The organism is Mycobacterium sp., from assembly GCF_025965855.1.
GTDB lineage: Bacteria > Actinomycetota > Actinomycetes > Mycobacteriales > Mycobacteriaceae > Mycobacterium.
Map to the genome: position 1 here is coordinate 1 of NZ_JAOPWB010000289.1, position 12,591 is coordinate 12,591.

Annotated in this window: 10 protein-coding genes; 3 read left to right on the forward strand and 7 right to left on the reverse strand. The window is 68.3% G+C overall.

The genetic code is table 11. The features are described 5' to 3' along the window. Positions 1-145: 145 nt before the first annotated feature. Positions 146-1,408, reverse strand: coding sequence for a histidine--tRNA ligase (hisS, locus tag JWP83_RS24760; RefSeq protein WP_297736337.1), 1,263 nt, complete (start codon positions 1,406-1,408; stop codon positions 146-148). Continuing rightward, a complete protein-coding gene (locus JWP83_RS24765; RefSeq protein WP_297736340.1) occupies positions 1,405-2,067 on the reverse strand; it encodes an MBL fold metallo-hydrolase in 663 nt (220 codons plus the stop codon). Before JWP83_RS24765 ends, hisS begins: the two co-directional genes overlap by 4 nt. A 106-nt stretch (positions 2,068-2,173) precedes the next feature. On the opposite strand from JWP83_RS24765, the gene JWP83_RS24770 reads away from it, so the two are divergent. From JWP83_RS24770 to JWP83_RS24780, 3 genes are all read left to right on the forward strand, one after another. Next, positions 2,174-3,073, forward strand: a complete 900-nt coding sequence (locus JWP83_RS24770; RefSeq protein ID WP_297736343.1) for a peptidylprolyl isomerase — start codon at positions 2,174-2,176, stop codon at positions 3,071-3,073. A 78-nt stretch (positions 3,074-3,151) separates the two neighbouring features. After that, a complete protein-coding gene (locus JWP83_RS24775) occupies positions 3,152-4,903 on the forward strand; it encodes a protein kinase (RefSeq protein ID WP_297736346.1) in 1,752 nt (583 codons plus the stop codon). Positions 4,904-4,963: 60 nt separating this feature from the next. Then, positions 4,964-5,332, forward strand: coding sequence for a hypothetical protein (locus JWP83_RS24780; RefSeq protein ID WP_297736349.1), 369 nt, complete (start codon positions 4,964-4,966; stop codon positions 5,330-5,332). Between the two features lie 6 nt (positions 5,333-5,338). Here JWP83_RS24780 and JWP83_RS24785 read toward each other — a convergent pair whose 3' ends face one another. From JWP83_RS24785 to secD, 5 genes are all read right to left on the reverse strand, one after another. After that, positions 5,339-7,705 carry a bifunctional (p)ppGpp synthetase/guanosine-3',5'-bis(diphosphate) 3'-pyrophosphohydrolase gene (locus JWP83_RS24785; RefSeq protein WP_297736360.1) on the reverse strand — a complete coding sequence of 789 codons (2,367 nt, stop codon included), beginning with the start codon at positions 7,703-7,705 and terminating at the stop codon, positions 5,339-5,341. 79 nt (positions 7,706-7,784) lie between these two features. Then, positions 7,785-8,327 (reverse strand): adenine phosphoribosyltransferase, encoded by a 543-nt coding sequence (locus JWP83_RS24790; protein ID WP_297736364.1) that lies wholly within the window; start codon positions 8,325-8,327, stop codon positions 7,785-7,787. After that, the gene (locus tag JWP83_RS24795; RefSeq protein WP_297736350.1) at positions 8,324-9,988 is read right to left on the reverse strand and encodes an ABC transporter substrate-binding protein; all 1,665 of its coding nucleotides are present in this window, start codon (positions 9,986-9,988) and stop codon (positions 8,324-8,326) included. Before JWP83_RS24795 ends, JWP83_RS24790 begins: the two co-directional genes overlap by 4 nt. Before the next feature lie 5 nt (positions 9,989-9,993). After that, the gene (secF, locus tag JWP83_RS24800) at positions 9,994-11,289 is read right to left on the reverse strand and encodes a protein translocase subunit SecF (protein WP_297736353.1); all 1,296 of its coding nucleotides are present in this window, start codon (positions 11,287-11,289) and stop codon (positions 9,994-9,996) included. A gap of 3 nt (positions 11,290-11,292) precedes the next feature. Continuing rightward, positions 11,293-12,591 (reverse strand): protein translocase subunit SecD (gene secD, locus JWP83_RS24805; RefSeq protein WP_297736357.1); only part of this gene is annotated, 1,299 nt, incomplete at its 5' end.

Genomic DNA, 12,591 nt, shown 5'->3' on the forward strand with positions numbered 1-12,591 from the left:
ACAAACACCGCCGACTCCGCCGTCTTCGACGGATAACACCGCTCAACAAGCTCATCAAACCGGGCAATCACCTCGGCACGAGCGGCCTCATCGAACATATGTTCGAGCATAGCAGTGGCCGGTGACAGCCGCCGCGCCTAAGAGCTCAGTTGCCCAGCCGCGAAAGCACCTCGCCAACGACCGCGCCCGTCGGCACGGACACCTGATCGCCCGTCGCCAGATCCTTCACTCCGACGGTGCCGGCCTCGATGTCCCGGTCGCCGAGCACCAGTGCGAGCCGGGCGCCGGAGCGGTCGGCCGCGCGCATCGCGCCCTTGAGCCCGCGGTCGCCGTACGCCATGTCGACCCGGACGCCGGCGCCGCGCAGCTGCCCGGCGAGCACCGCGAGCGAGAGCTTCGCCGGCTCGCTCAGCGGCACCCCGAACACGTCGCAGCGCGTGGCCTCCCCCACGCTCTTGCCCTCGGCGCTCAGCGCCAGCAGGGTCCGATCCACCCCCAGCCCAAAGCCGATGCCCGACAGGTCTTGTCCGCCGAGCTGGCGCATCAGGCCGTCGTAGCGGCCGCCGCCGCCGATCCCCGACTGCGCGCCCAGACCGTCGTGCACGAACTCGAACGTGGTCTTCGTGTAGTAGTCGAGCCCGCGCACCATCCGCGGGTTGATGACGTACGGGACCCCGAGGGCGTCCAGGTGCGCCAGCACCGTGTCGAAGTGTTGCTTGGCGCCGTCGGACAGGTGATCGAGCAGCACCGGCGCGTCGGCCGTCATGGCCCGCACGTCGGGTCGTTTGTCGTCGAGCACGCGAAGCGGATTCACCTGCGCGCGTCGCTGGGTTTCCTCGTCAAGATCGAGGCCGAACAGGAACTCCTGCAACAGTTCCCGGTATTGCGGCCGGCAGCTGTCATCCCCGAGAGAGGTGATCTCCAGCCGGAACCCGTCGAGGCCCAGCGAGCGGAAGCCGCCGTCGGCGATGGCGATCACCTCGGCGTCCAGCGCCGGGTCGTCGACGCCGATCGCCTCGACGCCGACCTGCTGCAGCTGGCGATACCGGCCGGCCTGCGGACGCTCGTAGCGGAAAAACGGCCCCGCATAGCAAAGCTTCACCGGCAGCGCGCCGCGGTCCAGGCCGTGCTCGATCACCGCGCGCACCACCCCGGCGGTCCCCTCCGGCCGCAGCGTCACCGAGCGATCACCGCGGTCGGCGAACGTGTACATCTCCTTGGACACGACGTCGGTCGATTCACCTACGCCGCGCGCAAAGAGGGCGGTGTCTTCGAAGATGGGCAGCTCGACATCGCCGTAGCCGGCCCGGCGGGCCGCGGCGAGCAACCCGTCACGCACCGCGACGAACTGCGCCGAATCGGGCGGGAGGTAGTCCGGCACCCCCTTGGGAGCAGAGAACTCCGTCACCGGCTCAGGCCCTCGAGGAACGGATTGAAACGCCGCTCCGCGCCGATGGTGGTCGAGGGGCCGTGCCCCGGCAATACGACGGTCTTGTCGTCGAGCACCAACAGCTTGTCGATGATGGAGGTCAGCAGGTCGCGGCCGCTGCCGCCGAACAGGTCCGTGCGGCCCACCGAGCGCTCGAACAGCGTGTCACCGGTGAAGACGGCATCTTTATCCGAAGCGACCCGGAATACCACCGACCCGCGGGTGTGCCCGGGCGTGTGATCGACGTTGACGGTCACACCGCCCAGATCCAGCTTGTCGCCGTCGCGGTCCAGCTCCACCACCTGCTTGGGCTCGCGGAAGAACGCACCCGTCACCATCTGCGCCAGCCGCGGGCCGAAGCCGTAGATCGGGTCGGTCAGCATGAAGCGGTCCTCGGGGTGGATGTACGTGGGGCAGCCGTAGGTGTCCGAAACCTTCTGCGCGGACCACATATGGTCGATGTGCCCGTGGGTGAGCAGGACCGCGGCGGGGGTCAGCCGGTTCTCGTCGAGGATCCGCCGCAGCGGACCCATCGCACGCTGACCGGGATCCACGATGACGGCGTCCGATCCGGGCCGATCGGCCAGCACATAACAGTTGCACTGCAACACGCCCGCGGGAAATCCGGTGATCAACACGGTTCCCAGTTTCCCACGGGGCCCGGTTGACACCGGTCACGGCGCCCACATTAGCCTGGGCTGGCTACCTCGGGCCCCGACCGACCGACATGGAGGCATACCGGCCGTGCCGACCAATGAACAGCGACGTGCCACCGCCAAGCGCAAACTCGAACGGCGGCTGGAGCGCCGCGCCAATCGGGCCCGAATGCGCCGGATCGTGGTGATCGCAGGTGGCTCGATCGTGGTGGTGGCCGTGATCGTCGCGGTGGTGATCGCAATCGTCAACACCAAGCACGAGAACAAGAGCAACACCGCGGCGACGACCAGCACCGCCGCCGCCAGCAGCTCGCCGGAGAGCACGACGCCGCCCGGACCGACGCCGGCCGTTCCGCCATTGCCGGCGTTCAAGCCGTCGGCCAACCTGGGCGCCAATTGCCAATACCCGGCGTCGTCGGACCCGGCCGCCAAACCGGTCAAGCCACCGCGGACCGGCAAGGTCCCGACGGATCCGGCCCAGGTGAGTGCGAGCATGGCGACCAGTCAAGGCAACATCGGGCTGATGCTGGCCAACAACGAATCGCCTTGCACCGTCAACAGTTTCGCGAGCCTGATCGGCCAGAAATTCTTCGACAACACCAAATGCCACCGGCTGACCACCTCGGACACGCTGGGCGTCCTGCAATGCGGCGACCCCAAGGGCGACGGCACCGGTGGCCCCGGCTACCAATTCGCCAACGAGTACCCGACCGACCAGTACCCGACGAACGACCCCAAGGCGCAACAGCCCGTCCTCTATCCGCGCGGCACCATGGCGATGGCCAACGCCGGACCCGGCACCAACGGCAGCCAGTTCTTCTTGGTCTACAAGGACTCGCAGCTGCCGCCCCAGTACACCGTGTTCGGCACCATCCAGGCCGACGGGCTGGCCACCCTGGACAAGATCGCCAAGGCCGGCATCGCCGGCGGCGGGGAGGACGGGCCGCCCGCCAGCGAAGTCACCATCAAGTCGCTGCTGCTCGACTAAAGGCGGAGCGGCGCAACACAGGCCGCGGATTGGTGAGAATCGCCCGACTCGCGGGCTCCACCGTTTATGGTTCGTTGGGTGAATCTGGATCCGGTGTCAGTCGGTCATTACCTAATAGTGGAGTTGTTGGGCCGCGGTGGCATGGGACGCGTGTACCGCGCCTACGACGCCTCCACCGATCGGGTGGTCGCTCTGAAGGTGCTCCCGCCGCATCTGGCCGAGGATGACCAGTTCCAGGAACGATTTCGCCGCGAGGCCCGCATCGCGGCAAGCCTCAACGACCCGCACGTGGTGCCCATCCACGGCTACGGCGAAATCGATGGCCAGCTGTATGTCGACATGCGCCTGATCGAGGGGCGTGACTTGGTGGACTACATCGCCGAAAACGGCGGGCGGCTCAGCCCCGAGCGTGCGGTCGCGGTGGTCGAACAGGTTGCGGCGGCGCTGGATACCGCCCATGGGGTGGGCTTGATACATCGCGACATCAAGCCGAAAAACATCTTGGTCACCCAGGCGCGGGACTTCGTGTATCTGATCGATTTCGGGATCGCGCGCGCCGCGACCGACACCTCGCTCACCAACACCGGGCACACCATGGGAACCGTGGCGTACATGGCGCCCGAGCGCTTCAGGGGGACAACGGATCACCGCGCCGACGTGTATTCGTTGGCCTGCGTGCTCTACGAGTGCCTGACCGGAAGCCGTCCCTACCCCGGCGACAGCATCGAGGAGCAGCTCAACGCCCACGTGAACGCGCCCCCACCCCGAGCGTCGATCATCGCGCCCGGCGTACCACCGGCCTTCGACGCGGTGATAGCGCGGGGGATGGCGAAGGACGTCGAATCCCGCTACCAGTCGGCGATGGAACTCGCCGAGGCCGCCCGAACGGCGCTGGCCGGCGCCGGCGACGCGGCGGCGCCCGGGTCCCCACCGCCGCCGCAGCCACCGCAGGCATTCCCGCACCAGCCGGTGCCCCAGCAACCCCAGGCAAAAACGTGGAATAGGCGGCTGGCCCTGGGGATCGTCGGCGGGTCGCTCGTCGCGCTGGCGGCGGTGGTGGCCCTGGTCATTTCGCTCGTAACCCAGAGCCACGGCTCGACGAACAACGCGGCGACCACCACCCCGAGCCGCGCCAGGGTGCCCGCCAGGCCGGGATCGGCCCCGGGACCGCGCTCTGCGACTGGCGGGACCGTGCCGCCGTTGCCGGCGTTCGCGCCCCCGCCCGACCTGGGCGCCGATTGTCAGTACCCCGCGTCGCCGGATCCGGCCAGCAAGCCCGCCAACCCGCCGCCATCCGGGCGGGTGTCCACCGATCCGGCCGAGATCCACGCCGTCATCTCCACCAACTTCGGCGACATCGGCATCCAGCTCGCCAACAACGAATCCCCCTGCGCGGTGAACAGCTTCACCAGCCTGGCGAAGCAAGGGTTCTTCGACAACTCCGTGTGCGGGCGGATGATCGACGAGCCGGAAGGCGGGACGCTGCTGTTCGGCGGCCCCGACGCCGACGGCGGCGGGGGCCCCGGTTACGAATTCGCCGACGAATACCCCACCAACCAATACAAGGCCGACGACCCGGTGCTCAAGGAAACCGTGGTATATCCGCGCGGGACCATGGCGATGGCCACCAACGGACCCAACACCAACGAAAGCCAGTTCTTCCTCGTGTACCGGGATGCCGAGATAGAGCCCACGTCCACGGTGTTCGGCTCGGTCGACCAGGCGGGCCTGGCCACGCTCGACAAGATCGCCAAGGTTGGTGTGGCCGGTAATCGCACCAGGGGCAACCCCGCCAGCACGGTCACCATCAACTCGGTGCGGGTGGGCTAGACGGGATCACACCGGGTACCCGCGATTGTCGGGACAGTCCGCCAGTACCAGGAGGGTGTGATGGCCACCAGCAGCGCCGTGGAGATCCGGTTCGGGGCACCGGAGAACGTCTTGGAAGTTCAAGTGGGCACCGTCGAAGTCGACGTTCCCCGGTCAATCGGATATTTCGGTGGCCTGGTCGCGGCCACCGGGCTGGGACTGATCGAGCCGCCGCTGGCCCTGTTCATCGCGGCGGTTCCCCTCTACAAGATCTTGACGAACACCGCCTTTCCCATGGCGGTTCGCATCGTCGGCGAGGTGCTCGAGGGGGCGGCCAAACCGGTCGGCAGCGACGCGGAGGGCGTCATCGTGTTGGAGGACCAGCGCGCCTCCGACACCAAGGTCATCAGGCTGCCGGCGCAGCGCAAGCGGTCGGCCAGCCGGCGCTAAGCGGCTTTAAGCGGCGGAAGTCACCCGGTAGACGTCGTAAACGCCCTCGACGTTGCGCACGACGTTGAGCAAATGCCCGAGATGCTTGGGGTCGCCCATCTCGAACGTGAACCGGCTGATCGCCACCCGGTCACCCGAGGTGGTGACCGACGCCGACAGGATGTTGACCTTCTCGTCGGCCAACACCCGCGTGATGTCCGAGAGCAACCGGTGCCGGTCGAGCGCCTCGACCTGAATGGCGACCAGAAACACCGACGACGCCGACGGCGCCCAGAGGACCTCGATGATGCGTTCGGCCTGTTGTTGCAGCGACGCCGCGTTGGTGCAGTCGGTGCGGTGCACGCTGACGCCGCCGCCGCGGGTGACGAAACCCATGATCTGGTCGCCGGGCACCGGGGTGCAGCACTTGGCCAGCTTGGTCAGGACGCCGGGGGCACCGGGGACCGAGACGCCGACGTCGTCGCTGCTGCGCGGGCGACGCAGCATGGTTGTCGGTGTGGACCGCTCGGCGAGTTCCTCTTCGGCCTGGTCGATGCCGCCGAGCTCGGCCAGCAGCCGCTGCACGACGTGCCGGGCCGATACGTGGCCCTCACCGATAGCGGTGTAGAGCGCGGACACGTCGGCGTAATGCAGCTCGCGGGCCACCGCGGCCATCGACTCGCCATTTACCAAGCGCTGCAACGGAAGTCCGCCACGGCGCACCTCGCGCGCCATCGCGTCCTTGCCGGCATCCAGCGCCTCTTCCCGCCGCTCCTTGGCGAACCACTGGCGGATCTTCGTCTTGGCGCGCGGGGACACGACGAACTGCTGCCAGTCCCGCGACGGCCCGGCGTTGGGCGCCTTGGACGTGAAAATCTCGACTACTTCCCCATTTTCGAGCTTGCGTTCCAGCGCCACCAGGCGGCCGTTGACCCTGGCGCCGATGCATCGGTGACCGACCTCGGTGTGCACCGCGTACGCGAAGTCCACCGGCGTCGACCCGGTCGGCAGGGTGATGACGTCCCCCTTGGGCGTGAAGACGAAAAGCTCTTGGACCGCAAGGTCATAACGCAGCGACTCCAGGAACTCGCCGGGATCGGCGGCCTCCCGTTGCCAGTCGAGCAGCTGACGCATCCAGGCCATGTCGTCGATCTCGGCGGCCGCGTGCGGATGCGGAACGCCGTTGCGGCCCTTGGCTTCTTTATAGCGCCAGTGCGCGGCGATGCCGTACTCGGCGGTGCGGTGCATGTCGCGGGTGCGGATCTGCACTTCCAGCGGCTTGCCCTCCGGCCCGACGACGGTGGTGTGCAACGACTGGTACACCCCGTATCTCGGCTGGGCGATGTAATCCTTGAACCGCCCGGCCATCGGCTGCCACAACGAATGCACCACGCCCACAGCGGCGTAGCAGTCCCGGATCTCGTCGCACAGGATGCGAATGCCGACCAGATCGGTGATGTCGTCGAAGTCGCGGCCCTTGACGATCATCTTCTGATAGATCGACCAGTAGTGCTTGGGGCGGCCCTCCACCGTCGCTTTGATTTTCGACGCGCCCAGCGTGTTGACGATCTCGGTGCGGACCTTGGTCAGGTAGGTGTCCCGGGACGGCGCGCGGCCGGCGACCAGGCGAACGATCTCCTCGTACTTCTTGGGGTGCAGGATCGCGAACGACAGGTCTTCCAGCTCCCACTTGACGCTGGCCATACCCAGCCGATGCGCAAGGGGTGCAATGACTTCCAGGGTCTCGCGGGACTTTCGGGCCTGCTTCTCCGGCGGCAGGAAGCGCATGGTGCGCATGTTGTGCAGCCGGTCGGCGACCTTGATCACCAGCACCCGCGGATCGCGGGCCATGGCGGTGATCATCTTGCGGATGGTCTCGCCCTCGGCGGCGCTGCCCAGCACCACCCGATCCAGCTTGGTCACCCCGTCGACGAGATGGCCCACCTCCTCCCCGAATTCCTCGCTCAAAGCCTCGAGCGTGTACCCGGTGTCCTCGACGGTGTCGTGCAGCAGCGCGGCCACCAAAGTGGTGGTGTCCATGCCCAGTTCGGCCAGGATGTTGGCGACCGCCAGCGGGTGGGTGATGTAGGGGTCACCGGAGTGGCGCAACTGGGTGGCGTGGCGCTGGTCGGCGACCTCGAAGGCCCGCTGCAGCATCGAGAGGTTCGCCTTGGGATAGACCTCCCGGTGCACCGCCACCAGCGGCTCGAGCACGGGATTGAGGGTGCTGCGCTGGGCGGTCATCCGCCGGGCCAGCCGGGCCCGGACCCGACGGGAGGCGCTGCTGGACGTCTTCAGCGTCTCGGTCGGCGCCTCCGACGGCTCCGACGGCTCGGGAACCGACCCCGGAACCGGCTCCCCGACCAGTAAGGAGTCCGTGACGTCAGGGGGCACGTCGAGGGCTTGCGCCGAGCTCTTCTCGTCCGCCACGTTGGTCACCTCCGACCTCGAGGATATCGCGTAAAACCTAGGGTTAGGTGCGGCTCAGGCTGTGCACCGGCAGCGGCGCGACGGCCTCGCGACCGCCCAGCCCGACGAGTTCGACCACCACCGCGGCCGCGGTCACGTGGGCCCCGGCGCGCTCCAGCAACCGGGCCGCCGCGCCGATGCTGCCGCCGGTGGCCAGCACGTCATCGATGACCACGACGGCGCGGCCTGCCAGATCGATGCCGTCGGCCGGGATTTCCAGGATCGCGCTGCCGTACTCCAGGTCGTACCGCTCGGCGAGCACCGGCGGCGGCAGCTTGCCGGGCTTGCGGATGGCCAGCACGCCGGTGCCCAGCCGCGTGGCGACGCCCGCGGCCACCAGGAACCCGCGCGAGTCGATGCCGGCCACCAGATCGGCGCCGGATGCGACGTCAGCCAGCGCGTCGGTCACCGCCGCAAACCCGTGCCGGTCGGCGAAGACCGGGGTGAGGTCCTTGAACTGGACGCCCGGCTTCGGAAAATCCGCGACATCGCGAGCCAGGGACGCGATCAGTTCGGCCACTCGCGTATTGCCACCGGCGCTCGTCACTCGACCAGCGCCCATCGGTCCATGTTCCAGCCGGCGCCCCAACGGGTCGGATTCCTGCTCACGGCATACATCTTCTTCGATGTCAGCAGCGTGCGCTGCTGCCGGTACAAAGGCAGGGTCGGCATGTCGGCCCACAGCAGCGGGGCCGCCTGTGCCAGCAGCCTGACCCGCTCGGCCGGGTCGGCCGACACCGCCAGCGCGCTGATCGCGCTGTCGACCTGGGGATTTGTGTAGCCGGACAGGTTGTTGCCGTTGCCGCTGTGCAGGGCGTAGGCGTCCATCGCCGACGATCCGGTGGACCCGCTACCGGTGGCTCCGCCGGTGCTGGCCAGCAGCACGTCGATCTTTCCGTCCCGCAGGGCCTGGGGCCCGGAGGTGTCCAGCGTGACGCTGGCGACCGTGATGCCGGCCGGGGCGCAGGATTTGGTGATGACCCCCACGGTCACCGCCAGTCGCGCGTTGGGCCCCTGGTAGCCGATCCGCACCGTCTGGGGTGCGCCGCCCAGCGCGTCGCGGGCGGCGGCGGGGTCGGCCTTGCCGAACGGGCCGGCTTCGGCGGCGCCCTCACCGGCGGCGATGGCGTCCTCGGTGGCCGGCTGCAGGCGCGAATTGGCGATCGCCACCCCAGCGTCGTGCGCGATCGTGTCGCGCGGCGTGCAGAACGCGAACGCACGCCTGGCCTTGGGCTGCGCCAGCGGCCCCTGCGGCGCAAAGATCAGCTGCTCGATGCCGTCCGACGGCGCATCGGCGCGCTCGTAGTTGTCCGGGGTGGCCAGCGACCCGGAGGAACCGGCCGCGACGTCGACGATGTCGACGCTCCGGTTGTTGACCCGGTCCTGGATGTCGGGCTTTTGCGGCCAGACGGTGATCCGCTTGGTGACCGCTTTGGGGCCCCACCAGCGGTCGTTGGCGACGAGCACCACACCGCCGCCGTCGAGGATTCGTTCGATCCTGTACGGCCCCGACGACGGGAAGTGCTTGACGTCGGCACCGGGCTTGAGGTCCCAGGTGGTGTTCCACAGCTTCGCGATGTTGGCCACCACCTGCGAGTTATTGCTCAGCAGCGCCGCGGTCACGTCGACGCCCAGCTCGTCGGCGATCACGTGCGACGGCATCATCGAGGTCGCGGCGAACAGCTGGGTGTAGTCGACGACGCCGCGGTCGGGGACGAAGGACACCCGGGCCTTCTTCTGGCCCGGGATGCACTCGACGTTGGCGATGTCGACGTACCCGGCCTGGGTGGCGGCGTCGAAGCCGGGGAACCGGCCGGATTGGGCCGCCCACGCGAGCACCAGGTCGTCGCAGGTCACCGGCTTGCCGTCGCTGTAGACGGCGTTGTCGGCGATCTGGTAATCGAGGACCAGCGGCGAACCGCCCACGACCGAAACGGTGCCGAAGTCGCGGTCGGCGACGACCTGCCCGTCGGGGCCGTGATAGCCGAAGCCGGTCAGGGTGCGGGCAAACGCCTGGGCTCCCGCCGACGCGGCGCCGACGACGGTGTTCGTGTTGTAGGTGACCAGCGGGCCGTCGACCACGTAATCGATCTGCGAGGCGGCGCTGCCCGAGCACCCACCGAGGGTCGAAGTCAGCGCGAAAGCCGTCAGCGCGGCCAAGCCGACGGAGGCAAAGCCTTTGCGGCCCCGCCGGCCGGCCCACGACATCGTGGCTACCGCCGGCCGGCGTTTCGCTTGCCGGTCGGGCGCCGGGTTCCGGTGGGGCGCACCGGGCGTGCGCCCGGCGCCGGCTTGTTCGGCGCGGGCCTGGTGGGCGCCTCAGGCGCCTCGGCGTCCTCCGCCGTGGGCTCTTCGGCGGTGTCGGAGATCTCGGCGACCGACTCCTCGTGCTCTTGGTGGGAGGGCTTGCGCCGCTTGAGGACCCGGCGGGTATGGGTGCGCACCAGCTCGGTGCGTTCGCGCAAGGTGACCAGCAACGGGGTGGCGAAGAAGATCGAGGAGTAGGTGCCGACCAGGATGCCCACCAGCTGCACCAGCGCCAGGTCCTTCAGCGTGCCGACGCCCAGCAACCAGACCGCCACGACCATCAGCGCCAGCACCGGCAGCACCGAGATCAGGCTGGTGTTGATGGAGCGCATGAACGTCTGGTTGATCGCCAGGTTGGCGTGCTCGGCGAAGGTGCGCCGGTTGGTGTGCTGGAAGTCGCGGGTGTTCTCCTCGACCTTGTCGAACACGATCACGGTGTCATAGAGCGAGAAGCCGAGGATGGTCAGCAGCCCGATGACCGTGGCCGGGCTGACCTCGAAGCCGACCAGCGAATACACGCCGGCGGTGACGGTCAGGTCGAAAACCATGGTGGTCAGGGCGGAGATCGCCATGTAGCGCTCGTAGCGCAGGGTGATGTACAGGCTGACCAGCGCAAGGAACACCACCAGCGCGATCAAGGCCTTCTTGGTGATCTGGTCGCCCCAGGTCTCCGACACCGCCGAATCACTGATGGCCTGCTTGCTCGGCTTGCCGTCGTTGCCCTTCGGCTGGAACGCGTCGAAGAGGGCGTTGCGCAGCTTGGCGGTCTGGTCGTTGGTCAGCGTTTCCGAGCGGATCTGCACGCTCGCCGAGGGGCCCCTGCCGACGATGACCACCGACTCCGGGTCCTTGCCGATGGTCTTCCTGAAGACGTCGGACACCTGCGCGGTCTGCACCGTGCCGTTGGCACCCGCGGCGGGCATCGACACCGTCGTGCCGCCCTTGAAGTCGATCCCGAAGGTGAAGCCGCGCACGATGATGCTGACGATCGCGACCGCGACGATCGCGCCGCTGATGCCGTACCACAGCCGGCGGCGCCCGATCACCTCGAACGCACCGGTGCCCGTGTAGAGCCTGGAAATGAAGCTGTGGCGCGGCAGCTGCCCGGCGCTGCGGGTCAGCGCAGGCGCCTCCGAGCCGGACTCGGTGATTTCGGTCGCCTCGGTCTCGATCTTGCCCTTGGACGCCTTGGAGGCATTCATGCGCTATCCCCGTCCCGTCTTCACGTCCGCCGCGGCCCGGCGTTCGCGCGCAACCTGCTGTACTGCCCCCAGGCCGTTGTATGCGGGTTTCGCCAACGTCGCCGACTTCGACGCCAGGTAAATCAGCGGCCAGGTCACCAGGAACACCACCACGGTGTCGAGGATCGTGGTGAGGCCCAACGTGAATGCGAATCCCCGCACCTGGCCTATCGCCAGGGCGTATAGCACCGCGGCGGCCAGGAAGGTGACGGCGTTGCCCGAGACGATCGTCCTGCGGGCGCGCACCCAGCCGCGTGGCACCGCCGACCGGAACGAACGCCCTTCGCGGATCTCGTCTTTGATGCGCTCGAAGAACACCACAAACGAGTCGGCGGTGGTGCCGATACCGATGATCAGACCCGCGATACCCGCCAGGTCCAAGGTGTAGTTGATTTGGCGGCCGAGGATCACCAAGATCGCGAAAACCATTGCGCCGGAAGCGGTTAGCGATATTGCCGTAAGCAATCCCAGCACTCGGTAGTACAGCAGCGAGTACAGCAACACCAGCAACAAACCGATCGCACCCGCGATCAGCCCCGCTCGCAGCGAGGTCAATCCCAGCGTCGCCGAGACGGTTTGGGCTTCTGACGATTCGAAGGACAGCGGCAGCGACCCGTATTTCAGGACGTTGGCCAGCTGCTTCGCGGTGGACGCGTTGAACGGCGGCTGGCCGCCGGAGATCTGCGTGCGCCCGCCCGGGATGGCCTCCTGGATCATCGGGGCGCTGACCACCTGGGAGTCCAGCGTGAACGCGGTCTGGGTGCCGACGTGGGCGGCGGTGTAGTCCGCCCAGATGTTCGCCGCGGCGGGCTTGAACTGCACGTCGACGACGAAACCGATGCCGCGCGGGTTCTGGCTCGCCGTGGCGTCCGCGATCTGGTCGCCGCTGATGATCGACGGCCCCAGCAGGTATGCGGTCTTGTGGTCGGTCGAGCAGGTCACCAACGGCAGGGTCGGGTCGTCGTTGCCGGCCAGGATGTCGTCTTTATCGCATTGGGTGGCCTGGAATTGCAGGGCGAGGAACTGGATGCCCTGGCGGGTGCTCTGCCGCCAGGTTTTCTCTTCGGCGATGCGCTCGGCGAGGTCCTTGCGCGGGTCGGGCGGCGCGGGCTGATCCGCCGGCGCCGCGGGTGCCGCGGGTGCCGGTGCCGGGCTGGGCGCCGGGCTTGGCGCCGGACTCGGGGGCGGTTCCTGGGGATAGGGCCGCGGCTGGGCGGGCGGTGCCGGTTGCGCCGGCGGTGCCGGTTGCGCCGGTTGCGCCGG